Source organism: Alteromonas aestuariivivens, from assembly GCF_003367475.1.
GTDB classification, from domain to species: Bacteria; Pseudomonadota; Gammaproteobacteria; order Enterobacterales; family Alteromonadaceae; genus Alteromonas; species Alteromonas aestuariivivens.
In genome coordinates this window covers 221,722-245,121 of record NZ_QRHA01000003.1, presented here as the reverse complement: position 1 = coordinate 245,121, position 23,400 = coordinate 221,722, and the positions used below count along the sequence as shown (strand labels likewise).

Sequence of the window (23,400 nt, the reverse complement as noted above, 5' to 3'; positions counted from 1 at the left end):
TATAGGTCGTGCATTCCGGAGTGGAATTCACTATACTCCCGGTCTTTTAAATTCCGGGCCGGGAAGATGCTATGAAAAAGAATTTTATTACCTCTCAATCTTTGCTGCAGGACTCGTTCCGCCTGGCGGCGCAAGTCTATGATGATGGGTTTCGCCCGGATTTTATAATCGGCATTTGGCGTGGCGGTGCACCAATTGGCATTGCGGTGCAGGAGTATTTTGAATTCAAAAACACCTCAACCGACCACATTGCAGTCAGAACGTCGTCGTATTACGGCATCAACAAGCAGTCGAAGGAAATTCGGGTGCACGGTTTGCACTATCTGGTGGAAAATGCCAATGCCGAAGATAAATTACTGATAGTGGATGATGTATTTGACTCAGGCCGCAGTGTTGATGCGCTGATCAATCAAATCCGCAAGCTGATGCGATTGAATTTGCCGAAAGACATTCGTATCGCATGCCCCTGGTACAAGCCTGCCAACAACAAAACCGACCTTATCCCGGATTATTATGTTAACAAATCCGAAGAATGGCTGGTGTTTCCCCATGAAATTGCCGGTCTGAGCGAAGAGGAAATTCGTGAAGGCAAAACCGAACTCAATGACGTGATGGACATATTGTTCAGGCGGGATTAAATGCCGCCAGCCTGCGCTTGTCGGCTCTGTCAGGGGGCTGAAAGCGCGGGCCGATGATTCCATCGGTATTCCATCTGGCGGGCGGTTGCTGCAGCCAGTTCGTCGCTCACCAATCTGGATACCAGATACAGACTCATATCAATCCCTGCCGAAATTCCACCGGAAGTGACGAATTTACCAGCACTGACCCAGCTTTGATTTGCCACCACGTTCAACCGGGGAAACTGGCGTTGCAGTTGGGCCTGATCCTCCCAATGGGTCGTGACTTTTAAATCATCCAGAAAACCTGCTTCGGCGAGCAGAAAAGCACCGGTACATACCGATGCGGTAATCCGGGTGCTTCTGTTTTGGGATTGAAGCCAGTGCATGACATCTGGTTTAAGCAATTCCGCCTCATGTACTCCGCCCGCTACAATTATGACATCCAGCTCAGGATGATCATGAAAGCCAAAATGTGGTGTCACGTTAAAACCGCCCCGTGCAGAGACGCATTTTCCGGCCTGGGAAATCAAACTTACCTGCCAGTGTGGCGCTCCGAGCCGTTTGGCGGTGGAAAACACCTCAAAAGGGCCTGAAAAGTCGAGTACTTCTGCGTTGTCGTAAATATAAATACCAATGTGCACTTTGATGAATCCGGATTATGGCTTGTCGAGGTAAAATTTGTCGTGAAAAGTACACACCCAATGTGGCCGGTAGACAATCAGAAGGGTCATGGTCATACCATTCAGCAGACCTTCCGGAAAAAGCAATAAAGGGATAAGTAACAGGTAGTTATCGACTACCGTATCCCAGTCGTACAAGCCATCCAGAGTATAGTAACTGCCAAGCAGGGTCATTTTCATGGCAATCATTGCTGCACCGGGGAAAAAAGCGCACACAAACACATAGACGAAGAAGTTTCTCGGCAGTTTGTGGAATGACAGCATGTAGATTAGGTAAGTGACGGAAACCGGGGCCAATACGCCGAGCAAGCCGTTGATTCCCAGCATTTCCCAGGTTTCTTTGCCAACCAGGGTAACACCGAGCAGGGCAGCGGAGCCCGCCAATGCTGCCCAGTGGAAACCCAGCGTCAGCGTTAGCGCAGTAAGCCACAAAAAATGCACATCCAGACCACTGAAAATTCCCACCCTGAAAATCCACAGGAAGAACAGTGCCGCTGTGCTGCCAAAGACCAGATGCTGTTGAGTCCGGTCTTGAATAAATCCGGACCATTGCAGACGGCGCGCCAGCAATATAAGAACGCTGATGAAAACTATGACTGCCAGGCTTTGCAATGTTGTCACGGTCAGCTCCGGTTATGATGATTTAAATATCGTACACCGCCCAAATTGGAGCGTGATCGGATGGCTTTTCCATTGCGCGAAGATCGTAATCGATTCCGGTTTCCTGCAGGGTCTTGTGCAACGGAGGTGTAGCAAGAATGTGGTCAATCCTCAGCCCCCGGTTGTCGTCAAAGCCTTTTGAGCGATAGTCAAACCAGCTAAAGCGGTCGTCTTCCTGTGGATTTTGTGCCCGATAGGAATCGGTCAGCCCCCAGTCATACAGCCGCTCAATCCACTCACGCTCTTCTGGCAGGAAACTGCATTTCCCGCTGCGTAGCCAGCGTTTGCGATTGTCTTCACCAATGCCGATGTCCAGGTCGGTGGGGGAGATATTCAGGTCGCCCATCACAATGACATTGTCATCCACGCTGTGGTGCTCATTAAGATGTGTCATCAGATCAGCATAGAATTTACGTTTTGCCGGATATTTGATCTCGTGGCTCTGGTTTTCCCCCTGGGGGAAATAACCGTTCAAAACTGTAACCGGCTGACCGGAATTTTCACCCTTTACGGTTACCATGATCATACGTCGCTGGGCATCTGGCTCGTCGGTGGGAAAGCCAAGCTGAACATCCAAAGGCTCTTGTCTGGTTAGCATGGCTACACCATAGTGACTTTTCTGACCGTGGAAAAATACGTGATACCCCAGAGCCTGAACAGCCTCCAGTGGAAATTGGTCGTTGTGGACCTTAATTTCCTGTAGTCCGATAACGTCGGGCTGATGTTTTTCGATCAGTGCTGCCAGTTGGTGGAGTCTGGCGCGAATTCCGTTGATATTAAAAGAAATTATTTTCATTGAAACAGTTTGTGTAGATAGCTGAAACTCACCCAATGGTAACAGAACTCATGCAGCAGCTTAACCGCTGATTTCGCGCCGTTGGCTGGAATCGGGGGAGGCAACAGCATGAACTGTCATTTTTTCTTTGAACACAGCGCGGGGCTGGCACAGTATCGCTCTCATAACTATAATCGCCAGTCTTTCCCAAATTGAGATTTGAATGTGTTCCCCAATACTGTAACAGAATCATTGTCTGAAAATCTGATCAGACAAGCTTGCCAGCTAAGTCCGGAAGAAAGAGCTGAACTTTTTATTCAATATGTACAAAAAGCACAGCAGGTCTGGTTGTTACAGGGTGACGCAGGGTTTGTTATGGTGGAGCACGGTGACAGCGTGTGTTTGCCAGTGTGGCCCCATCAGGATCTGGCAAAAGCCTGGTCCCTTTCATCACAACAACCCGCCAGGCAGATTTCGGTGGAGTTAAGTACTTTCGTTCAAACCTGGCTGCCAGGACTGATGGCAAATCAAACCGAATTACTGATATTTCCTGCCGGACCGGCCACGGATGCGCTGGCCCTGGATGGTGACGAAGTGACTAAAGCCCTGTCTGGCGAAGGTGAGGACTGAGGGTTGGTAATGAACACACAAAACAGCGCCCAGGATCTGTTGCCGCTGGCGCGGGCGGTGGCCAATGCGAGGGGATGGGATGAAGTGACCCGGCAACTGATGATAGCCGGCCGCCAGCTCAATACGCCAGAAAGCTGGTTGTGTGTTGAGGAATACGCGGTTCCCGGCTGTGAAAGTGAGGTCTGGCTGGCGCTGTCATCCGAATCAGCAGCGGCAACAATTGTGGCTTATTCACCGAGCAAGATTGTTCGCGGAGTGCTCGCCATTCTGCTTGAAAAGGCCAATCATCAGGCCTTATCCCAACTAAAGGATACTGACTTTTCAGCATACCTTACAGAAATCGGATTGGCCCGACATTTGAGCCAGTCGCGTGGAAATGGGATCCGAGAAGTGATTAAAAGGCTGAATGGCCTTGTGGGCTGAATGAGACAATTGCTGACTTTTACATGCCATCAGATGACCTGCTGTTGTGGCAAGCTTATAAACACTTCCTGAATACACTTCATATCAGGCTCTTTCAGCTTACATCGGTAGGCAATCAGTCGGGAAATGCGCTCTACTGTCGCAAAGTCATAAAGATAATTAAACAGACACGCATGGGTGAACAGCGGTGCAGCCCACACTGCAGGAAGCTGTCGCGAGGAATCGATAAAGCCGTTTATGGCAGGCATCAGGTCGGTCTGGGCGTGGGCGCTGATGCGATTGATCATGTCTACGCCCTGATTTTCATTATCGTCAATGCCGGATTCCCGGCCTTCGCGAACCAGACCAACGGCATCACCCATACCTTCACAAAGTACCAGTGTGTCCCAGTCGCCATTGTGTTGCGCCAGAGCGGGAGCAGAGTGTCCGGGCAGGATCAAAAGGGTGATAAGCATAAACCCGATTACGGGAGTGTTCCGGGCAGGCATAAATGTTCCACACACATTACCATGATATCTACATTACTGCGGTTATGCGGGGTTTGGCAATAACATCCGAGATCCCCCCCTGCTGCGTTTGTTGAGCCAGGGGGATATGAGTTAGCGGGGGCGATTTTTTTCCTCTATCCATTGGGACATATACTGGGTACTGCGCAGACTGTGGTGCCAGAGCAGTTGCTGTAGAAAGTTCGAATTGCGCCTTGCGGTCAAACTTTCAACCAGTTGCAGCAGCGCATTCTGCAAGGTTTGGCAATTGGTTTTACTGTTGAATTTTTTCTGCAGCAGAGCCGGTATTCTGGCGCAACTGGACTGCCATTCGTTGGGCTGGGTGTAGAGTCGGACTGCCGATTCTATAAAGTCACTTTCGCTTGAACACACTGCTCCTGGCCATTGTTCTGCAGCACCGATGCCTTCGGCTCCAATCGGCGTGGTTACGCTTGGCGTACCGCACTGCATGGCACTGAGTAACTTTCCTTTTACTCCTGCCCCGAAGCGCAAGGGCGCAAGCAGCACTCTCGCCTGGCGCAACGCTTCTGCAGCATCCGAAACCCAGCCGGCCACCTGAAATCCCTGGGCTTTGTCCGACAGTGCCGTCGCCTTTTTCGGCGGGTAGGCGCCATATATTGTCAGGTGTGCATCGGGTAACTGTTTGCGTATGTGTGGCCAGATTTTTTGCTTAAGCTGCAGTACCGCATCCCAATTGGGGGCGTGGCGGAAATTGCCGATGGTGACAAATCCTTCGCGGGCTTTAAACGGCGGGGTGACTTCGCTGGTTTCATCGAGTAGCAAAGGCAGGTGCAGCATCGACGATACAGGCACACCGTAATGCTGAGTCAACAACCGGTACTCGTAATCGGAGATGATCAGACTCAGGTCACTGCGTAAAATGGCCGCTACTTCACGGCAGGCCAGTTCGCTATTAAGCTCGGGCTGCATGGCATCGCGCCCTTGTTTGATGGCTTCGTGACGGGCATTTCTGAGACTGTGCAGATCTTCGGTATTCAAAACCAGGGCCGCATGAGGGCAAACTTTTCGAACCCGCCAGGAAAATTGTTCTTCGGTCATAAACCGGTCAAACACAACGATGTCCGGAGCCAGAGATTCAATGGTCTGATTGAAGGTACTGCAGTTGAGCGCTATGGTTTCGCTGGTTACATACAGGGAAGTCAGGTCCCATTTGTGTGTGCTGTCAGTCGCTGCCGTAAGGAATGTAACCCGCCAGCCCATGTCCCTCAGTGTGGTGATCAGTCCCTGCATGTTCTGTCCTGCGGCTGAGGAATTAGGCTCTGGCCACACAGCACCGATGATAACTGCGTGACGGTTGGAAATGGTTCGGGGCTGCGGAATGTCTGACACAGTAAACGGTCCTGAGGCTAACAAAGCCAGCGAGTTTAGCAAATTTGTGGTTGAATGGTACTTTGACCTGATTTTCGGAGGATGTTTGGCCACACATTGTGTATTTGGCTGCGGGTTAATCGGCTCCTATTTAGGGAGTATTCTGACTGCTAACGGGCAAAACGTTCAATTTGTCGCGCGGGGAATCTGGGCAGAGAGGCTGCAGGCCGGTTTTGTGGTGAGCGATCTGGCTGGCCGAAATCTGGACTTTGCCCGGTACAGCATAGCCGTGCCGAATAGCGGGGAGAGCAACGGGTATGCAGACGTGGTGTGGCTCACTGTTAAATGCACGCAACTGGAGCAAGCATTAATTGATGTTGCTCCGTGGATTGGACCGGAAACAGAGATACTGTGTTGTCAGAACGGCGTAGGTAGCGATGCCGCTGTCAGGCGGGCTTTTGCGGAAAATTGTGTCCGCAGGGTAATGGTTCCGTTCAATGTGGTATTTGAGTGCCCTGCAAGACTGCACAAAAGTACCGAAGGTACCCTGGTACTGGAGAATCTGCGGGGATCAGACCTGACCCTCAAACATCGGCTTGCGGAGCTGCAGCACCCCATGTTGCAGGTTCGGGCGGCCGACGATATGACGGCGGTATTGTGGGCCAAACTGCAATTGAATCTGGGTAACAGCGTGAATGCGTTATCGGGCCTGCCTGTCAGAGAAATGCTCCAGATTCGCCAGTATCGATGGGTTATTGCGGCTGCCATGGAGGAGTTGCTAGAGGTGTGCAGGGCTGAAGGTATGCAGTTGCCACTCGTTGCCAATATCCACGGGCGCTTTCTGCCGGTGTTGTTACGCCTGCCAAATTTTCTGTTCAGCCGAATCGCCCGCAGAATGCTGGATATTGACCCGAGCGCGCGAACATCAATGTGGTGGGATTTGCACAATGGCAGAAAAACTGAAGTCGAATACCTGCATGGGGCAGTGATAGCCGAGGCCAGGCGCTATAGTCTGCCATGCCCGGTTAACCAAGCCCTTTTGGAAGCGGTTGGTGAGGCAGAGCAACAGGCGACGCATCAGAGTGGATATGAAACCTGGTCTGCCCAGGAACTGAAAGATTTCGTTCGCCAAAAGCAATAATGCGCTTCAACCTCTTGAAATCTCCCCCGTATAAAATGCAGAATTGCAGCCAATTGGGTGGCACGCGCCGCCCGTTTGACCTATATGTATTAAAAATACCGGGATTAAGTACGGAGAATGCAATTGCTGTCCATTTACAGGCACAAGGCTCAGTCGCAGTCGGGTTTGGCTCACTCGCCGTCAGTTTGGTTGAAAAATGAGGTGCCTGTATGAATGTCAATGAACTTGCGGCGAATGCGAGCGAGCTGTTTGTCTTACCTGAAGCCGTTACCCGGATTAAGGAATGCATGGATGATCATTCGGCCAGCATAGACGACATAGCGGACATCATTGCGCATGATCCAGGGCTCACAGCGCAGCTTCTCAAGGTCGCGAACAGTGCCCTCTACCGTTTTCCGAACAAGGTAGAAACCATCAGTAAAGCCTTGCAGGTAATCGGTACCCGGGCCGCCTACGATTTGGCGCTTGCCTATGGGGTGTCCCACGCCTTTAATGATATATCCGCCAAAGTGATAGATTTGGACAAGTACTGGGAGCAGAGTGTCAGTTGCGGATTATTGTCAAAATACCTGGCGGAGCAGAAAGGTCAGCGTGAGTCCGAGCGATATTTTGTCAGTGGGCTGCTGCACAATGTGGGTGAACTGGTGATGGTAGCAAGCCATCCTGAGCAGGCAAGGCGCTGCGCGGCCTACAATAAACAGGTTACACCGTCGGAACTGCAAAGGGCCATTTTGGGCTTTACCTACGCAGAGCTGTCAGCAAGGCTGCTAATGCACTGGCAAATACCCCAGAGTATTTATCGGCCCGTGGGGCGGTTGCACGATGTGGCAGATAGTGAGCAGGATACGGACACCGATATCCTGAAGCTGGCTTACGTGCTGGCGCTGGATAATGTGAATGCAGATATCTATCCGAGCTATCACAATCTCAAAGAGGCTTATCATGAGTCGCTGAACTTTTCCCGAGAAGATTTGGAAGATGCGCTGGATATCACCAACCTTCAGTGTGTCAGTGTAATTTCGTTGTTCAATCCCAATTCTTTTATGCTTTATTGAGCCGATCCGCCGCTATCAGAGGGTCGGCATCACAATGTGTATCAGTCGAAGATTGCGACAGTCTGTCGGCTAAGAGCAATCACTTCACCGTCCTTATCCCAAATTGTTGCTTCGGTATGGCCATAGCCATCGGCTGCCTGGCGGGTGTGCGCCTGATAGGCGAACCAGTCGGCACCGGTGACCGGCCTGTGTGGGTGGATAAATTCGAGGTTCCAGCTCACAGTGCTGGCTGGGGCCGGGAAACGCATCATTTGCAGCAGAGTAGGGGGCCAGGCATCTATCATGGTAATAATATGGCCATCGCCGATGGCTTGGGGGGCATCTTTAAAACGCATAAAACCATGATAGTGGCTTTTGGAACGGCCAGTGAACGGAATACCGCCATCGTCAATAGCGAGATCAAAGTGACGCAGAAACTTAGGCGTAACTTTAGGTATCTGGGGAATAAATTTGGCTTTCACCGGCAGTGGCATTGAATGTGTGTCCCGGTTTTCCACCTGTATTTTCGAGCGACGGGCTAACCCAAAACAGGCCTGGCTCATCACGCATACTTTACCCTTTTGAATGGCCTGAACCATTACCTGCGAAACGTTGCTGCCTTCCCGCAGCAGTTGTGCCCTGACAGAAAATGGCATATCGACCTCCAGAGGGCCAATAAAGTTGGTGTTAAATGAACGCAGTACCCGATCTTCACGGATCCCATGTCGGGCCGCCTGGTACAGAATGCCGGCGGAAATTCCTCCAAATGCAGTGCGACCTTGTGACCAGTCACCGGTTATGGTCACATTATCAAACTGCCACTGGTGCTCATTAATGTGCTCTGGTTCAGGCAATGCAAGTAATTCATCAATCTTCATTTTTAATCTTCTGGTCGGATGAGTTGTCTGGCTTTATCCTACCTAAGTTTCGCCGCGTTCGCCAATTTGTGATTGCCTGGACCAAAGGATTGGATTGCTCCAGTTGTTATGACGAGCGGTGCAAAATGGAGAGGAAAGAGCGGGGAAAGGGCCTTGAACTGGCTGCAAAATTAACGGATATTGTGAGCAATCGCAGGGAAGCACTGAGTGAACTTCCCTCGACGTAAGTTGTCTTTTTGCTTGATGAAGTGAAGGGAAAGTTTTTCAGAGCGCGAGCTTTAACACATGGAGCTGTTCTAGTGGATAGAATATTGAGTAGGTTTTTTTACCTGATGGTTGTTTTGGGTTTCTCCCAGGTTTGTCTTGCCGAAGACGAACTGACGTCCGATCAGATTAAACAGTACAAAAAGGGAATTTTTGAGATAGTCACATTAAAACTGGAAGATACAACCGAATACAAAGACGATTTTCCTTTCGATTTGATTCCCTTTCACATTCGCAACGATAAATATTACAGCGTCGGAACCGCATTTCTGATTGGTGAGGATACGTTTGTATCTGCTGCACATGTTTTCCAAGTCGGATATCGCTCACAGTTTTCAAACAATTTTTCAATCCGTGACCACCAGGGGCAGGTGTTCAAGATTGTTGAAATTGAAAAATACTCGGATTACCGCGACCTTGTGCAGTTCAAAATCAAGCAGGATACTTCGGATTATTACAACTTTGCTATCGCACAAAACTACGAAGCAGGCGATACGGTATATGCGGCGGGCAATGCGTTGGGTGAGGGGGTAATTTTCCGCAAAGGGTCACTGACGTCCTTTACCTATGAACCCGTAAACGGGCTTTGGAAAAATATCCGTTTTTCTGCCGCTGCTTCTCCGGGTAACAGTGGCGGCCCCTTGCTGAATCTGGCCGGTGAAGTCATCGGGATTGTGACCAAAAAGTCCACCAGCGAAAACCTTAACCATGCGTTGCCAATTCAGGAACTGGTGGAATTTACTACGGAAAGCGCGGAATTTTTTGACAACCAGCTGGCTGAGATGGAATCCACCAAGACTCACCGATACACCTGGAAGTTTTCCACGCCGTTACCCAAAAGCATTTCGGAGCTTCGCCAGGAGGCTGAAAACAGTCTGTATTCCCGGTTTGTCAGTGGCCGGCAGGAATTTGAGGAGAAATATCAGCAGGATATTTTCCCCAATCATCCTAACGTAAGTAAATATTTAAAGAACCAGTCCAATGAGAACATGTTGTCAGTGATCGACATCAATGGAAACGGAGAGTGGTTTCTGTTTGAACCTTCCGATACACGGGTGGTGAAAATTCACGAAGATGAATCCCTGTATTTCAGCTCAAGCGACAAGATGTTAGGGGACTACCAGTTTACGCTTGATAAGCCGCAAGGAACCAAGCTGATTGACTTCATCAACAATAAGAAGGGTATTCTGGACGGATTTTTGAATTCGGTGCAGTGGCATCGCACGGTTATGAATACCCAGGTTCACATCAGTTCCTACGGTGAACCCGCTTACGAGGAAGCTATCAAGGACGTGTATGGCCGGGTATGGCACATGGCTATCTGGAACGATACTTACTCTGACAGAGGGATCATGATTTACTGTTTACCGGTGCCTAAAGGGGTGGCGTGTGATTTGTCGGAAAATTCAACCGCCGCCATTGAGGTTGAGAAGTTGTCCTATCATGAGAATCTGCATCGGATCATGCTGTCTTATTCGGCAAAAATGAGTGAGTGGCAGGAATTTGTCAGCCTGCCAAAGGAAATGTTGCCGGCGTTTCTGCACAAGGCCAAGGTGAGTGTTGAAGATTCGAACATTGCGTTCTCTATCGGTAATCTGTCGGGTGCGCTGTCTGATCTCAAAATGGATGGGGACAGTGAGCTCTATCTGGCTGTTGAGATAGACCCGTATCAGCAGGATCAACTGGTTGTCGGGCACGCGAACTTTACCCCCAACGCCAATGAGGACAACGCCTACTATGTCTCCAAATATTACGATTTGAAGGAAAATGCCTCGGAGAATTACCAAGATTTCTGGGCTAAATTCACCACCCTCAAATCGCCGTACAATTTTGAGATTATTGATGAAGGTAAACTTATCAAGAAGATGATGAATCTCTCAGCCAACGGAAAGGGAGCGAAGCTGACCCAGGGAAGCGGCGATGATATGGGTTTTCTGGCAGGGTGCCAGGTTCAGTCCGACGTATCAATTGATGAACTGAATCGCACCTGTGATGCGTTTATCAACGGTATTGATTAACCTTTGACATGGAAAAGCCCGCTCTTTGGAGAATATCAGAGAGCGGGCTAAAGGCTTAAACTTTGGAAGGGTTCAGGCCGCCTACCGGCAGCCCGAGCATTTCACGGGTAACCAGCACAACGCCCTTTTCAGAAACGCGGAATCCACGGGCTTTGTCTTCTTCGTGGTCGTAACCGATGACGGTTCCTTCAGGAATGGTACAGCCGCGATCAATAATAACCTTACGCAGTTTGCAGTGGCGTTTGATTTCTACGTCCGGCAGGATCACCGCTTCTTCTATCAATCCGTAGGAGTGGACTCTCACGTTCGAGAATACCAGGCTTCTTCTCAGGGTGGATCCTGAGATAATGCAGCCACCGGAAACTACCGAATTGATGGCCTCTCCGCGACGGTCCAAATCTTCCCAGACAAATTTCGCAGGCGGGAGTTGTTCCTGATAAGTCCAGATTGGCCATTTTTGGTCGTATAGATTCAGTTGGGGCACCGGTGCCACCATTTCCATGTTGGCTTCCCAGAAAGAATCTATGGTTCCTACATCGCGCCAGTAGGCATTGCCGCTATTGCTGTTTTTGAACGGAAATGCGTAGACGGGATGATCCTTGATAATCGACGGAATGATGTCTTTACCGAAATCCCGCTCAGAGCCGGTATTTTTGGCGTCTTTTCGCAGTTGCTCGAACAGGAATTCGGTATCAAATACGTAGTTCCCCATTGAAGCTAAACAACGGGTTGGGTCATTGGGTAACGGTGGTGGATTGGCTGGCTTTTCCTCAAAACCGAGGATCCGGTAATTTTCATCAACTTCCATAACCCCGAATGCGCCTGCGGCCTCTTCGAGAGGAACCGACATGCAGGAAACCGTCATTTTAGCTCCGCTTTCCACGTGATGTGCCAGCATATTGCCGTAATCCATACGATATATATGATCACCGGAGAGGATCATGACAAACCGGGGTAACTCATCACGAATGATGTCGATGTTCTGGAATACCGCATCGGCGGTGCCTTCGTACCAGTTGTCGGAAAAACGCTGGGAAGCAGGAAGAATTTCAATGGATTCGCCCAGCTCCTTTTTGAAGTGCCCCCATCCGCGCACCAGATGCCGGATCAGAGAGTGGGATTTGTATTGGGTGACCACCCCTACACGGCGAATGCCGCTGTTGATACAGTTTGATAAAGGAAAATCGATAATACGAAATTTTCCGCCAAAATAAAGTGCCGGCTTTGCACGCCAGGTTGTCAGTTCATGCAAACGAGACCCTCTGCCTCCAGCCAGGATTAACGCGTAGGTATCGCGGGTCAGGTTACTGATATAGCGCGAACTGTTGTCAGCCATATTATCGCTCTCCATGTAATAAAAACACGATACTGCTGTGCCATTTTTGTTCGGGTGTTTCTGATTTTCGTGGTAATGTTAAGTCCATATTACACAAGAAATAATTATTCACCAGCCTGTGAATTCCATGACTGATACAGATATTCGTCGCAAAGTGATTTTTGACCACGATGGCGGCATCGATGACTTGCTTTCACTGATCCTGCTTTTAAGCCTTCCAACCGTTGATTTACAAGGTGTTAGCATAACTCCGGCAGACTGTTATGCGGACGATGCACTGACCAGCACCCTGAAGTTACTGACCCTGACTGGTCAGACCCATATTCCCGTCAGCGTTGGGGAGTTAGCGGGTCCCAACCCGTTTCCACCGGACTGGCGTGCCCAGCCAAAGATTTGTCATTCGGTACCCGCAATGCTGCGGGTCAGTGAGAATCGACACAATGTGGTATCGCAACCTGCTCACGAGTGGATGGCGTCTTTTCTGATGCAAAGTGATGAACCGATCACTGTGTTGATGACCGGGCCCGCCACCAATTTGGCCTGGGTGCTGTCACACCACCCCGAACTGGCCGAAAAAATTGAGCAGGTGATATGGATGGGCGGGGCTATAAATGTCAAAGGTAACGTCGCAATGCATGACCATGATGGCAGTGCCGAATGGAATGCGTACTGGGACCCAAAGGCCACCGAAACACTGATAGCAAGCCAAGTACCGGTTTGTTTGGTTCCTCTGGACGCAACCAACGCTCTGCCGGTCGACCGCGCTTTCCTGCGGCAACTGGCGGATTGTCAGACTGAGGTTTCTGATCTGGCAGGGCAATTCTGGGCGGCAACGGTAACCGCTATTCCAGCCTATGAATTTACCTATTTTCTGTGGGATATACTGGCGACCAGTGTACTTGGGCTGGAAGCCGACTGTTACCGGGTCCGAAGCGGCAGGGTGGTGGTAGATACCCAAAGTCCGTCTGCTGGCAGGATCAGTCTGGCTGAGGGCGCACCAGGGCATTTCATAGAATGGCTTGAAGATGTTGATGGTGACAGGGTAAGAGCTTTTGTTTTAAAACAATTTTCCCGCCAGTTTAACGAATTTAATGCTGCCAATTGTTAATGTGGTGTTATAGAATCTTGGGTTCAGACACTTAAGAACGGAGTTCTGCATGGCCGTGTTAAAGAAATTGCTTTACGGTGCAGTAGTCCTGGTTGTGGTAGTGGCAATGGCCGGGTTTATGTTACCGAAAGAGTACACGGTGGAGCGAAGTATCGTGATTGATGCGCCACCTGAAGAGATTTACGCAAATGTGGTTGATTTGCGCGCCTGGCCCCAATGGGGCGTCTGGTTTAAGCGCGATCCTGAAATGAAAATTACCTATTCAGGCCCGGACCGGGCTATCGGTATGAGAACGACCTGGCAGAGCCAAACCGAGGGTGATGGTGAGATGGAAATCACCGAATTGCATCACAACCGCCAGGTTGTCTACAGCCTTTATTTTCCTGAGTTTGATATGGGGTCTACGGGAAAATTCCTGCTTGAACCGGTTTCAGAAGGCACCCGGGTAACTTGGAGTGATCAGGGCAGCGTCGGTATGAACCCGGTGGACAGATATTTTGTTCTGATGATTGACAACCTCATCGGACCGGATTTTGAAACCGGCCTGCAAAATCTGAAAACGGTGATAGAAAACCGGGGCTGAGCCGAGTTGTCCCCATCCCCCTGAGGGGGACAACCTGGTTAGGCCGAACAAGCCCGCTTTCTGAATGGCCCTGGGGTATTGCTCAGCAGATGCACTAAACTTTCCTTTTTATGAGCGGTTTCATCCACTCTCGTTCATCCTTGCTGGCAGTACAGCGATATTCTGATTTCAAAGCAAACCCAGCAGTGTTCACAATTTAGTTCAAGAGGTTACTCATGCCATGTTTGAAAATTGCCACTCTGTTGCTGGGTATTATTCCGGCTGTCGCTATGTCTCAGGCCGGTAATGTCAAAGACAATCGTGACAAGCTCGCCGATGACCCCACAAAAGTGATAACCAAAGTTGGTGTTTCCTACGCCGACAATTTTGATTTTGATGACAGCAATGTTTCCGTGTCAGGTTCGTTTGCGTTTGATCAGGCTCGCAAAATCAATCTCAGAGTGAACAGCGACGCCAGCGAGTGGCGGGTTGGTGGTTCCTGGTTGTTCCCGTTAACCATCATCAATTTCAATTTTGGCAAGAACCAGTATGTTAATGGTGCGAATCAGACCAATTACAGTATTGGTACTTTTATGCCACTGAGTTACTTTGGGTTTGTCCCCGGTGGGTTTCAAATTTTTCCCATGGCCGGATACACCTATAACGACGGCGAGTATCCCGAGTGCTCAGAACCGTGCTCCACCGACAACATCACCGTAGATATTTCACCGGAAGGTGGCTTTCATATGGTGTCTTCAAAAGGTGGCAGTGGTTAGCTTGGGGCTTTTTCACTCAAACCGCTGCAGACGCACTGGACAATGCTCAGCTTCCTGGCGGCCAGTTATGGTTCAAAGAACGCCGAGGGCGAAAATTATAAGGGCGTATTCGGAGGGCTGGGATTGAGCTTTGCTCCCAATTCAACCCACTCACTGAGTGTATTTGGCTTTTTTATGAACAACAATACGTACCTCGATGAAGCTGACAAGCGAGTCAGTGTGTCTTATACCTATCAGTTTGACTGAGAGGTATTCTGCCATCTGGGGGCTTCGTTTTAATTGCTGGCAACACGATCCCGCTTTTCGACGGGTTTTTTAATGAAAGGCTCTGTGGTGTACCTTAAGTTATTTAGTGAATCATCCGAAAGGCCCGTCGTCGCATACAAGGGCGCTATGGAGCAAAAGCTGAAATAGGGAGAGATGTCTGCTGTGAAAAATACGGGTAAGCGACGATTGCTGGCAGCCCTGACCCTGAACAAGCTTGCCGACTTGCTGATTTCCGCCAAAACGACGTTACCCGCTCTTCTTACATTGGCAGGTGCACCGGCCTGGATGATTGGCTGGCTTGTGCCGATACGGGAGTCCGGTGCGTTGTTGCCCCAGGCCGTGTTTGGAATTGCCCTGAGAACCATTCGGGCCCGTCATTGGGTCTGGCGGGCTGGAATGGCTGTGCAGGGGCTTATGGCGCTGGTGATGATCGCCGCTGTGTTGTTTATGTCACCATGGTTTGCTGGAATGACGGTATTGTTGGCTTTGGCGCTATTCTCTGTCGCAAGGGCGGGCTGCTCCCTGACCATGAAGGACATTCAGGCTGGCTTGGTACCCAAAGGGCAACGTGGCCGTTTAATTGGAATAGCCGCCAGTTTGTCCGGGGCATTGACGCTTGCCATAGCAGTGCCGCTGGTGGTTTATCAGCCACAACTGGCGGATGGCTGGTTGATAGCGCTGGTGGCATTGGCGGCACTCGGTTTTGCCTGTGCAGTGCTGGTGTTGTGGCCGGTAAAAACCTTTGTGAATATTGAGCAGGATGGTAAACGTGTACCGTCGTTAACCCAGGGCTGGAATTTTGATCCGGTAGTCTATCGGTTTGTTCTGGTACGTGGGCTGTTTGTTCACTCTGCATTGGTGGCACCGTATTTTATGCTTGAAAGCCAACATAATGCGCAATCGCTGTTGCCGGTTTACCTGGCGGGGCAGGCCCTGGCCTCGCTGACGAGCGGTTTTGTGTGGGGCCGGGTTGCGGATCACAGTGCCCGGTTGACATTGCAACTGGCTGGAATGCTGGCTATCGCTGCCTGTATGGGGCTGGTGATACTGACCCAGGCTTCACTGTTTCAATCGGCATTGCTGTTTTTCGTTTTGTCGGTTGCCCATTCCGGAGTGCGTTCCGGGCGTAAGACATTCAGCCTTGATGTGAAGGATGGGCAGAATCGCACGGAGCTTGTGGCATTCAGCAACACGGCGATAGGGGGAATTCTGCTGTTTTTCGGCGTGCTGTATTCTGTATTGGGTGAGTTGCTCAGTTTCAGTCTGGTCTATCCAATGTCGGCAATGTTGCTTGCTGGCGTTTTGCTGACCGGCTTCCTGCCGGATGAAAAGAAACATTAAATCCCTGCCTGGGTTCAGACTGCGTGGCTAACCCATTCTCTGGAAACCCGGGAAGAGGGTTGCCGTTCGAGTTTCTGGCTTATCGTTTTACCGGCCGCGATCACGGCTTCCAGATTCACCCCGGTTTCTATTCCCATTCCGGCAAGCATGTACACCACATCTTCGGTAGCAACGTTTCCTTCGGCTCCGTTGGCATAAGGGCAGCCACCCAAACCAGCGACGGATGAGTCTATTGTTGTGATGCCGTGTTGTAGCGCAATCACAAGGTTGGTAAGAGCCTGACCATAGGTGTCATGAAAGTGGGCGGCCAACATATTCACTGGGACCACACCGGTAACTTTTTCAATCAGATTTCCGGTGGCCAGAGGTGTGCCTACGCCCGTGGTGTCGCCCAGAGAAACCTCATAGCAGCCCATACTGATGAGCTCGGCGGTCACGGATGCTACCGAAACGGGGTCAACGTAGCCCTCGTAAGGGCAACCCAATACACAGGAAACATAGCCCCGCACTTTGATACCCACATTTTTTGCTTCAGCCAGCACCGGTTTGAACCGGGCCAGGCTTTCACTAATGCTGCAGTTTATGTTTTTACGCGAAAAACTTTCAGAAGCGGAAGCAAATACGGCGACTTCGTCTGCTTTGGCGTTGATGGCGGCTTCCAGGCCCTGTAAATTTGGCGTCAGGGCGGAATATACCACCCCAGGGTGTCGCACTATGCCGGCAAAAACGTCGGCGGAATCGGCCATTTGAGGTACCCATCGGGGGGATACAAAGCTGCCGGTTTCGATGCGTTTCAGGCCCGCATTTGCCAACTGGTTCACCAGGTCAATCTTGTCTTCAGTGGAAAGAATAACAGCTTCATTCTGCAGCCCGTCACGGGGCCCGACTTCCACGATACTCACCTTCCGGGGAAAATCATGCTTCATAAGGTTCATACTCCAGCAAGGTTGTGCCGCCGTCGACCAAATCGCCAGCGGCGAAAAAATACTGCTTAACTTTGCCGTCCACAGGGGCGGTGATGCAGTGTTCCATCTTCATGGCTTCCATGATCATAAGGGTTGCTCCTGCTTTTACCTGCTCACCTGGCTCGGCAGTCAGCTTCACAATGGTTCCGTTCATGGGGGCCTGAAAAGAAGGGTTCGCACCGGCAATTTCCGTATCACCCAGATCCGGCGTGACCGCCGCGAAACGCAATGCGTGGCCAGCGGTGAATATGACAAATCCCTGTTCATTACCGGACCAAGCGACCCGGCTGCGATGGCCGTTAATGATGGCATGGATGTAGTGACCTTCCAGCGAACCACTCACTTGCCAAACTTGTTGGCGGTATTGAACCTGCCATGAGCCCGGGGCAGGTTCAATACCTTTGGAAGGGGTAATGTACAACTCAAACTCCTGGTTGCCCGCGGTTAACCGCAGTTGCTGGCAGTGCACTTCGTTTGCCCGCCACGCATTTTGCAGGGACCATGGGGAGTGGGGGTCCTCGCGGTTTATCGTGCTCCCTCGTTGTCTGTTTAGCATTTCAAGCAGTGCCATTATCGCCAGGGTGTCTTCTGCCAGTTCCGGGCGCCCGGGAAGTAACTGGTCCTGGTACAAGTCGATAAAGGTGGTAACCAGACGTGCAGAGCGAAATGGCTCACTGGCAGCGACGGAGTACAAAAAAGGAATGTTGGTGGTTACACCATCCACATAATACTGTTGCAGGGCGCTTAAAAGGCGCTGGAGAGCCTTGTCCCGGTTTTCATCCCACACCACCAGCTTGGCTATCATGGGGTCGTAAAACACCGACACCTCGTCGCCTTCCTGTACCCCCGTGTCAACACGGGTGTGAGTGTCTTCCTCTGGGGGCTGCAGCATTTTCAATCTGCCGGTTGAAGGTAAAAAGCCGTTGGCAGGATCTTCAGCGTAGATTCTGGCTTCAAAAGCATGGCCTTTGGCCGTGAGTTGTTGTTGACTTTTGGGCAGCGGTGCTCCTTCTGCCACACGCAGCTGCCACTCCACCAGATCTTCACCGGTAATTTTTTCGGTGACCGGATGCTCTACCTGCAACCGGGTGTTCATTTCCATAAAATAAAACTGGCCGTCTTCGTCGAGCAGAAACTCTACCGTACCGGCTCCAACATAATCGATGGCCTGAGCAGCCCGCAGCGCCGTTTCCCCCATCTGTTTACGCAGAGCTGCGCCAAGGCCCGGAGCGGGCGCTTCTTCGATGATTTTTTGGTGTCTCCGCTGCACTGAGCAATCCCGCTCAAACAGGTAAACTCCCTGGCCGTGCTGATCACAAAAAATCTGAACTTCAACATGGCGGGGGCGGGTAAGGTATTTCTCCACCAGCATGGCGTCATCGCCAAAGCTGGCCAGGGCCTCGCGCCTGGCAGCTTCAAGAGCGGCGGTAAAATCTTCCTGCCGCCATACCTGGCGCATGCCTTTTCCCCCACCTCCGGAGCTGGCTTTCAACAGCACCGGGTAGCCCATCTCCTGAGCGGCTTTTTGCAATGCTGTGTCAGACTGGTCGTTGTCGTGATAGCCGGGGATTAATGGAACCCCGGCCTTTTGCATGATTTTTTTTGCTGCCGATTTGGAACCCATTGCCTCAATGGCGGCAGCAGGCGGGCCGACGAAGATAATCTGATTGTTTTCACACAGGCGTGCAAAGTCGGCGTTTTCCGACAGGAAGCCGTAACCAGGGTGGATGGCATTCGCGCCCAGCTTACGGGCTGCGGCGATAATTTTGTCGGCAGCCAGATAGCTTTCTTTTGCCGGGGGAGAGCCAATATGAATTGATTCATCGGCCAGGGCAACATGCAATGCGCTGGCGTCGGCGTCCGAGTATACAGCCACAGTAGCAATGCCGATTTTTCGGGCCGTACGGATAATGCGGCAGGCAATTTCCCCTCGATTTGCAATAAGCAGTTTGTCTATCATGCTCCGGGCTCCTGCCATTGGGCGGGGCGCTTCTCAAAGAACGCATGCAATCCTTCCTGGCCTTCATTGGATACCCGGATCCGCGCTATCATCTGGCTCGTGGTGTCCATCAACCCCCGATTTATCGGCTGGCCGGAAACCTGCTGAACCAGCAGTTTGGACTCTCGTACGGCAACCGGGCCGTTGGCAAGAATGTGGCCCAGTAAATTTTCGATGCAGCGGCCCAGTTCCTCTTCGGTAACAGCTTCGCTGAGTAACCCAAAGCGCTTGGCCCTGCGGGCAGAGAAAACTTCTGCGGTTTGAAAATAGCGTCGGCATTCCCGCTCTCCGATGGCTTTGATGACGTACGGGCTGATGGTCGCCGGAATCAAGCCAACCCTGGCCTCGCTGAAACAGAACTTGCTCAGCAGGCTGCCAACGGCAATATCACAGCAGGCAATCAGCCCTACAGCGCCACCAAATGCAGCCCCCTGTACTCTGGCAATGGTGGGTTTCGGCAGGGTGTAAAGGGTTTGCAGCATGCCCGACAGAGCAAGGGCGTCCTGGCGATTTTGCTCTTCGGTGTAGTTTGCCATGCGCTGCATCCAGTGCAGGTCGGCTCCGGCACAGAAGGTATTGCCGCTTGCCTGCAGAATCAAAGCCCGCACTGCGTCGTCTTGGGCAGCCCGGTTAAAACAGTCGGTCAGTTCCTTGATCATGGTATCGTCGAATGCATTGTGCTTGTGCGGGCGGTTCAGTGTAATGCTTGCAATGCCACGTTTATCAACGACATACAAAAGGGTTTCTAGCTGTGAGTTCATTTCTGGTTTCCCTTTATGGTTACATTCGAAATACACCGAATGTGGTGTCTTCCAGTGGCTTGTTCAGGCATGCAGAGAGCGATAAGCCCAAAACCATGCGGGTGTCTGCGGGGTCAATCACGCCGTCATCCCACAAACGGGCGGAAGCGTAGTAGGGGTGGCCCTGTTTTTCATAGGTTTCAATAATAGGTTGTTTGAATTCTGCTTCCTGCTCGGCTGACCAGTTTTCTCCGCTGCGTTCTTTTTGTTCCCGTTTAACCCGAGCCAGGACTCCGGCGGCCTGTTCACCACCCATTACCGAAATTCGGGCGTTTGGCCACATAAACAGAAATCTTGGGTCGTAGGCGCGTCCGCACATTCCATAGTTACCTGCACCAAAGCTGCCGCCAATGAGCACCGTCAGTTTGGGAACTTTGGCGCAGGCCACTGCCGTGACCATTTTGGCGCCGTGCTTGGCGATGCCGTCTGCTTCGTATTGTTTGCCAACCATAAAGCCAGTGATGTTCTGCAGGAAAATCAGCGGAATTTTCCGTTTGGCACACAATTCAATGAAGTGAGTCCCTTTAAGAGCGCTTTCACCAAACAGAATGCCGTTGTTGGCTACGATGCCAACCGGGTAGCCAAACAAACGGGCAAAGCCGCACACCAGAGTGGTACCGTACAGGGGTTTGAATTCGTCAAGCTCCGAGCCGTCGACAATCCGGGCGATGATTTCCCGGACATCCACGGTTTGACGGCTGTCGGCGGGAACAATGCCATACAGCTCTTCCGGCGGATAAAGCGGCTCTCGGCTTGGCTGGACATCAAGCTGGATGTGCTTAACCCGGTTTAGCCGGGCAATGGCGTCCCGGGCCAGTTCAAGTGCATGGTGGTCGTTATTGGCCAGTTGGTCAGCGACTCCGGAAGTGCGGGTATGAACCTCACCACCCCCCAATTCTTCGGCGCTGACAATTTCACCGGTCGCTGCTTTGACCAGCGGCGGCCCACCAAGAAATATGGTGCCCTGCTGTTTGACAATAATACTCTCGTCGGCCATGGCGGGAACGTATGCACCGCCTGCAGTGCAAGAGCCCATGACAACCGCTATCTGAGGAATGTTCTGGGCGGACATGTTGGCCTGATTGAAAAAAATTCGCCCAAAATGCTCCCGGTCCGGAAACACCTCGTCCTGGCGAGGTAAATTCGCGCCGCCAGAATCAACCAGATAGATGCAGGGCAGGTGATTTTGTTCAGCAATGGTCTGGGCACGCAAGTGCTTCTTGACCGTCATTGGGTAGTAGGTGCCGCCTTTAACCGTGGCATCGTTGGCCACAATCATGCACTCAGTGCCCGAAACACGTCCAATTCCGGCGATGACACCGGCGCAGGGAACATAGTCTTGGTAAACATTCCAGCCAGCGAGCTGGCCGATTTCCAGAAAAGGGGAGCCGTCATCCAGCAGGTAATTAATGCGTTCCCGGGGCAGCAGTTTACCCCTGGCCTGATGGCGCGTTGCGGCGTCTTCCCCACCGCCGAGTTTGATTTTTGCCACTTTTTGGCACAGGTCATCAACCAGGCTGCGCATGTGCTTTGTGTTGTGCGCATACGATTCGGCTTTGGTGTTGATCCTGGATTTAACAACGGGCATACCGCCTCCAATTTAAAGACAATGTCGCACAGGGCAGAAATCTGGCCGGCCGGTCATGGAATTATTCCGTTTCCCTGAACAGTTCACGGCCAATCAGCATTCGCCTTATTTCCGAAGTTCCGGCACCAATTTCATACAGTTTGGCATCTCTGAGTAAACGCCCTGTGGGGTAGTCATTGATGTACCCGTTGCCTCCCAGCAACTGAATGGCGTCCAGCGCCATGCGGGTGGCCAGTTCGGCAGAATAAAGAATGGCGCCGGCGGCATCCTTGCGTGTGGTTTCACCCCGGTCACAGGCTTTGGCCACGGTGTAAACGTAGGCTCTGGCAGCATTCATTTGGGTGTACATGTCGGCAACCTTGCCTTGCACCAGCTGGAATTGTCCGATGGATTGCCCGAACTGCTGCCGGTCATGAATGTAAGGAATGACAGCGTCCATACAGGCCTGCATTATTCCAAGTGGCCCACCGGACAGTACCAGCCTTTCATAATCCAGACCGCTCATCAGCACCCGGCTGCCACCCCCAACTTTACCCAGCACGTTTTCTGCAGGAACTTCACAGTTTTCAAACACCAGTTCACAGGTGTTGGAGGAACGCATACCCAGTTTGTCCAGCTTTTGCGCCCGGCTAAAGCCCGGGGCGTCCCGCTCGATGATAAATGCCGTGATGCCTTTTGAGCCGGCGTCGGGGTCGGTTTTTGCGTAAACCACGAAGGTATGTGCGTCGGGACCGTTGGTGATCCACATTTTGTTGCCATTGAGAATAAAGCAATCACCGTGGCGTTCAGCTTTCAGCTTCATACTGACAACGTCGGAGCCAGCGTTGGGTTCACTCATTGCCAGTGCACCAATCTGTTCACCTGTCACCAGCCCGGGAAGGTAACGTTCCTTTTGGGCATCGGTACCGTTTCGATAGATTTGGTTTACACAAAGGTTTGAATGCGCACCATAACTCAGCCCAATACCCGCGGATGCCCGGCTGACTTCCTCCATGGCTATGGTATGGGCAAGGTAACCCATTTCTGAACCACCGTACTGTTCAGACACAGTGATGCCCAATAAGCCCATATCGCCGAGCTTTGGCCATAATGAATTCGGGAACTGATTGTTCTCATCGGCTTCAGCTGCAAGTGGGGCAATTTCTTTCCGGGCAAAGTGTTGCACGTGCTCGCGGAGCATATTGATGTCATCACCAAGGTCAAAATTGAGAGTAGGGTACGGGCGGGTCATTATTGATTTCCTTGTCGTATTTCTGCGAGTTCTTCCCGGCAGCGAGCTTCAACCTCGTCCAGTTCACTGAGTAGCATCTGGATGTCGTCCAGTTGTTGAAGCAGGGTAGTGCGCTTATTCGCAGTCATTGCCAGCATGGTTTCCAGCTGAACCGCCGAATTTGGATTCACGTCATACAGTTCAAAAAGATTTCGTACCTCAGCCAGAGAAAATCCCAGCCGTTTTCCGCGCAATATCAGCTTCAGCCTCACTCTGTCCTTGTTGTGGTAAACCCGATTCTGGCCGATTCGGGTTGGGGTGATTAAGCCCTGCTCCTCATAAAATCGAATGGATCGGGTCGTAATATCGTACTCCTTGGCCAGCTCACCAATGGAGTAAGTAGTTTCAGAATGGTTAAGGGTCATCACGCCAGTCCTGTAGGACCCACCAGGGGTCAAAGTATTAACTTAACGTTAACGTAAATTGAATT

24 protein-coding genes are annotated in these 23,400 nt (G+C 51.3%); 11 read left to right on the top strand and 13 right to left on the bottom strand.

The window, feature by feature from the left end:
• Positions 1 to 71: 71 nt before the first annotated feature.
• Positions 72 to 638 (top strand): phosphoribosyltransferase, encoded by a 567-nt coding sequence (locus DXV75_RS05490; protein ID WP_115592384.1) that lies wholly within the window; start codon positions 72 to 74, stop codon positions 636 to 638.
• Between the two features lie 29 nt (positions 639 to 667).
• On the opposite strand, the gene DXV75_RS05485 is transcribed toward DXV75_RS05490, so the two are convergent.
• Genes DXV75_RS05485 through xthA form a run of 3 tightly spaced genes read right to left on the bottom strand, consistent with a single transcriptional unit; the run spans position 668 to position 2,756 of the window.
• On the bottom strand, positions 668 to 1,261 hold the full coding sequence (locus DXV75_RS05485; protein WP_115592383.1) for a DJ-1/PfpI family protein: 594 nt from the start codon (positions 1,259 to 1,261) through the stop codon (positions 668 to 670).
• 15 nt (positions 1,262 to 1,276) lie between these two features.
• Positions 1,277 to 1,921, bottom strand: a complete 645-nt coding sequence (locus tag DXV75_RS05480; protein WP_115592382.1) for an energy-coupling factor ABC transporter permease — start codon at positions 1,919 to 1,921, stop codon at positions 1,277 to 1,279.
• 22 nt (positions 1,922 to 1,943) lie between these two features.
• A complete protein-coding gene (gene xthA, locus DXV75_RS05475) occupies positions 1,944 to 2,756 on the bottom strand; it encodes an exodeoxyribonuclease III (RefSeq protein ID WP_115592381.1) in 813 nt (270 codons plus the stop codon).
• A gap of 204 nt (positions 2,757 to 2,960) precedes the next feature.
• Between xthA and DXV75_RS05470 the strand changes: the two genes are divergently transcribed.
• Positions 2,961 to 3,365: a DUF2750 domain-containing protein gene (locus DXV75_RS05470; RefSeq protein WP_181898365.1), complete on the top strand. Its 405-nt coding sequence runs from the start codon at positions 2,961 to 2,963 to the stop codon at positions 3,363 to 3,365.
• A 9-nt stretch (positions 3,366 to 3,374) separates the two neighbouring features.
• Positions 3,375 to 3,788, top strand: coding sequence for a SufE family protein (locus tag DXV75_RS05465; protein WP_115592379.1), 414 nt, complete (start codon positions 3,375 to 3,377; stop codon positions 3,786 to 3,788).
• A 29-nt stretch (positions 3,789 to 3,817) separates the two neighbouring features.
• Here the strand turns inward: DXV75_RS05465 and DXV75_RS05460 are convergent, their stop codons facing one another.
• A complete protein-coding gene (locus tag DXV75_RS05460; protein WP_115592378.1) occupies positions 3,818 to 4,276 on the bottom strand; it encodes a hypothetical protein in 459 nt (152 codons plus the stop codon).
• A 111-nt stretch (positions 4,277 to 4,387) separates the two neighbouring features.
• Positions 4,388 to 5,644 (bottom strand): glycosyltransferase, encoded by a 1,257-nt coding sequence (locus tag DXV75_RS05455; protein WP_245953130.1) that lies wholly within the window; start codon positions 5,642 to 5,644, stop codon positions 4,388 to 4,390.
• Here DXV75_RS05455 and DXV75_RS05450 point away from each other — a divergent pair.
• Positions 5,634 to 6,764 (top strand): 2-dehydropantoate 2-reductase, encoded by a 1,131-nt coding sequence (locus DXV75_RS05450; protein ID WP_181898364.1) that lies wholly within the window; start codon positions 5,634 to 5,636, stop codon positions 6,762 to 6,764. The two genes, DXV75_RS05455 and DXV75_RS05450, sit on opposite strands and share 11 nt — an antisense overlap.
• A 209-nt stretch (positions 6,765 to 6,973) precedes the next feature.
• Positions 6,974 to 7,819 (top strand): HDOD domain-containing protein, encoded by an 846-nt coding sequence (locus tag DXV75_RS05440; RefSeq protein WP_115592374.1) that lies wholly within the window; start codon positions 6,974 to 6,976, stop codon positions 7,817 to 7,819.
• Positions 7,820 to 7,860: 41 nt separating this feature from the next.
• Here the strand turns inward: DXV75_RS05440 and DXV75_RS05435 are convergent, their stop codons facing one another.
• Entirely contained in the window at positions 7,861 to 8,676 is an 816-nt protein-coding gene (locus DXV75_RS05435; RefSeq protein ID WP_115592373.1) for an acyl-CoA thioesterase, read from the bottom strand.
• Positions 8,677 to 8,987: 311 nt separating this feature from the next.
• Here DXV75_RS05435 and DXV75_RS05430 point away from each other — a divergent pair, with 311 nt between their 5' ends.
• Positions 8,988 to 10,958: a S1 family peptidase gene (locus tag DXV75_RS05430; protein ID WP_147291799.1), complete on the top strand. Its 1,971-nt coding sequence runs from the start codon at positions 8,988 to 8,990 to the stop codon at positions 10,956 to 10,958.
• Between the two features lie 55 nt (positions 10,959 to 11,013).
• Here the strand turns inward: DXV75_RS05430 and glgC are convergent, their stop codons facing one another.
• Complete coding sequence (glgC, locus tag DXV75_RS05425) at positions 11,014 to 12,294, bottom strand: glucose-1-phosphate adenylyltransferase (RefSeq protein WP_115592371.1); 1,281 nt, start codon at positions 12,292 to 12,294, stop codon at positions 11,014 to 11,016.
• A gap of 127 nt (positions 12,295 to 12,421) precedes the next feature.
• Here glgC and DXV75_RS05420 point away from each other — a divergent pair, with 127 nt between their 5' ends.
• The 5 genes from DXV75_RS05420 to DXV75_RS05405 all read left to right on the top strand — a co-directional run bounded on the left by DXV75_RS05420 (position 12,422) and on the right by DXV75_RS05405 (position 16,348).
• Positions 12,422 to 13,402, top strand: coding sequence for a nucleoside hydrolase (locus DXV75_RS05420; protein WP_115592370.1), 981 nt, complete (start codon positions 12,422 to 12,424; stop codon positions 13,400 to 13,402).
• 49 nt (positions 13,403 to 13,451) lie between these two features.
• Positions 13,452 to 13,985, top strand: a complete 534-nt coding sequence (locus DXV75_RS05415) for an SRPBCC family protein (RefSeq protein ID WP_115592369.1) — start codon at positions 13,452 to 13,454, stop codon at positions 13,983 to 13,985.
• Positions 13,986 to 14,200: 215 nt separating this feature from the next.
• A complete protein-coding gene (locus DXV75_RS05410; RefSeq protein ID WP_220272508.1) occupies positions 14,201 to 14,740 on the top strand; it encodes a hypothetical protein in 540 nt (179 codons plus the stop codon).
• A 42-nt stretch (positions 14,741 to 14,782) separates the two neighbouring features.
• Positions 14,783 to 14,986, top strand: coding sequence for a hypothetical protein (locus DXV75_RS17165; RefSeq protein ID WP_220272507.1), 204 nt, complete (start codon positions 14,783 to 14,785; stop codon positions 14,984 to 14,986).
• 174 nt (positions 14,987 to 15,160) lie between these two features.
• Positions 15,161 to 16,348, top strand: a complete 1,188-nt coding sequence (locus DXV75_RS05405; RefSeq protein WP_115592368.1) for an MFS transporter — start codon at positions 15,161 to 15,163, stop codon at positions 16,346 to 16,348.
• 14 nt (positions 16,349 to 16,362) lie between these two features.
• On the opposite strand, the gene DXV75_RS05400 is transcribed toward DXV75_RS05405, so the two are convergent.
• The 6 genes from DXV75_RS05400 to DXV75_RS05375 form a co-directional block, all read right to left on the bottom strand.
• Positions 16,363 to 17,274, bottom strand: a complete 912-nt coding sequence (locus DXV75_RS05400; RefSeq protein WP_115592367.1) for a hydroxymethylglutaryl-CoA lyase — start codon at positions 17,272 to 17,274, stop codon at positions 16,363 to 16,365.
• On the bottom strand, positions 17,264 to 19,273 hold the full coding sequence (locus DXV75_RS05395; RefSeq protein ID WP_115592366.1) for an acetyl/propionyl/methylcrotonyl-CoA carboxylase subunit alpha: 2,010 nt from the start codon (positions 19,271 to 19,273) through the stop codon (positions 17,264 to 17,266). Before DXV75_RS05395 ends, DXV75_RS05400 begins: the two co-directional genes overlap by 11 nt.
• Positions 19,270 to 20,073, bottom strand: a complete 804-nt coding sequence (locus DXV75_RS05390; RefSeq protein ID WP_115592365.1) for an enoyl-CoA hydratase/isomerase family protein — start codon at positions 20,071 to 20,073, stop codon at positions 19,270 to 19,272. The genes DXV75_RS05395 and DXV75_RS05390 overlap by 4 nt, the downstream gene beginning before the upstream one ends.
• 19 nt (positions 20,074 to 20,092) lie before the next feature.
• Positions 20,093 to 21,700 (bottom strand): carboxyl transferase domain-containing protein, encoded by a 1,608-nt coding sequence (locus DXV75_RS05385; RefSeq protein WP_115592364.1) that lies wholly within the window; start codon positions 21,698 to 21,700, stop codon positions 20,093 to 20,095.
• A 61-nt stretch (positions 21,701 to 21,761) separates the two neighbouring features.
• Positions 21,762 to 22,931, bottom strand: coding sequence for an isovaleryl-CoA dehydrogenase (locus DXV75_RS05380; protein WP_115592363.1), 1,170 nt, complete (start codon positions 22,929 to 22,931; stop codon positions 21,762 to 21,764).
• Positions 22,931 to 23,335, bottom strand: a complete 405-nt coding sequence (locus tag DXV75_RS05375) for a MerR family transcriptional regulator (protein ID WP_115592362.1) — start codon at positions 23,333 to 23,335, stop codon at positions 22,931 to 22,933. The genes DXV75_RS05380 and DXV75_RS05375 overlap by 1 nt, the downstream gene beginning before the upstream one ends.
• Positions 23,336 to 23,400: the final 65 nt, after the last annotated feature.

Coding starts and splice junctions, on each gene's coding strand:
- DXV75_RS05490 (WP_115592384.1), top strand. CDS start 72: ATGAAAAAGAATTTTATTACCTCTCAATCTTTGCTGCAGGACTCGTTC.
- xthA (WP_115592381.1), bottom strand. CDS start 2,756: ATGAAAATAATTTCTTTTAATATCAACGGAATTCGCGCCAGACTCCAC.
- DXV75_RS05465 (WP_115592379.1), top strand. CDS start 3,375: ATGAACACACAAAACAGCGCCCAGGATCTGTTGCCGCTGGCGCGGGCG.
- DXV75_RS05460 (WP_115592378.1), bottom strand. CDS start 4,276: ATGCCTGCCCGGAACACTCCCGTAATCGGGTTTATGCTTATCACCCTT.
- DXV75_RS05450 (WP_181898364.1), top strand. CDS start 5,634: ATGTCTGACACAGTAAACGGTCCTGAGGCTAACAAAGCCAGCGAGTTT.
- DXV75_RS05440 (WP_115592374.1), top strand. CDS start 6,974: ATGAATGTCAATGAACTTGCGGCGAATGCGAGCGAGCTGTTTGTCTTA.
- DXV75_RS05435 (WP_115592373.1), bottom strand. CDS start 8,676: ATGAAGATTGATGAATTACTTGCATTGCCTGAACCAGAGCACATTAAT.
- glgC (WP_115592371.1), bottom strand. CDS start 12,294: ATGGCTGACAACAGTTCGCGCTATATCAGTAACCTGACCCGCGATACC.
- DXV75_RS05420 (WP_115592370.1), top strand. CDS start 12,422: ATGACTGATACAGATATTCGTCGCAAAGTGATTTTTGACCACGATGGC.
- DXV75_RS05415 (WP_115592369.1), top strand. CDS start 13,452: ATGGCCGTGTTAAAGAAATTGCTTTACGGTGCAGTAGTCCTGGTTGTG.
- DXV75_RS05410 (WP_220272508.1), top strand. CDS start 14,201: ATGCCATGTTTGAAAATTGCCACTCTGTTGCTGGGTATTATTCCGGCT.
- DXV75_RS17165 (WP_220272507.1), top strand. CDS start 14,783: ATGCTCAGCTTCCTGGCGGCCAGTTATGGTTCAAAGAACGCCGAGGGC.
- DXV75_RS05405 (WP_115592368.1), top strand. CDS start 15,161: ATGTCTGCTGTGAAAAATACGGGTAAGCGACGATTGCTGGCAGCCCTG.
- DXV75_RS05400 (WP_115592367.1), bottom strand. CDS start 17,274: ATGAAGCATGATTTTCCCCGGAAGGTGAGTATCGTGGAAGTCGGGCCC.
- DXV75_RS05395 (WP_115592366.1), bottom strand. CDS start 19,273: ATGATAGACAAACTGCTTATTGCAAATCGAGGGGAAATTGCCTGCCGC.
- DXV75_RS05390 (WP_115592365.1), bottom strand. CDS start 20,073: ATGAACTCACAGCTAGAAACCCTTTTGTATGTCGTTGATAAACGTGGC.
- DXV75_RS05385 (WP_115592364.1), bottom strand. CDS start 21,700: ATGCCCGTTGTTAAATCCAGGATCAACACCAAAGCCGAATCGTATGCG.
- DXV75_RS05380 (WP_115592363.1), bottom strand. CDS start 22,931: ATGACCCGCCCGTACCCTACTCTCAATTTTGACCTTGGTGATGACATC.
- DXV75_RS05375 (WP_115592362.1), bottom strand. CDS start 23,335: ATGACCCTTAACCATTCTGAAACTACTTACTCCATTGGTGAGCTGGCC.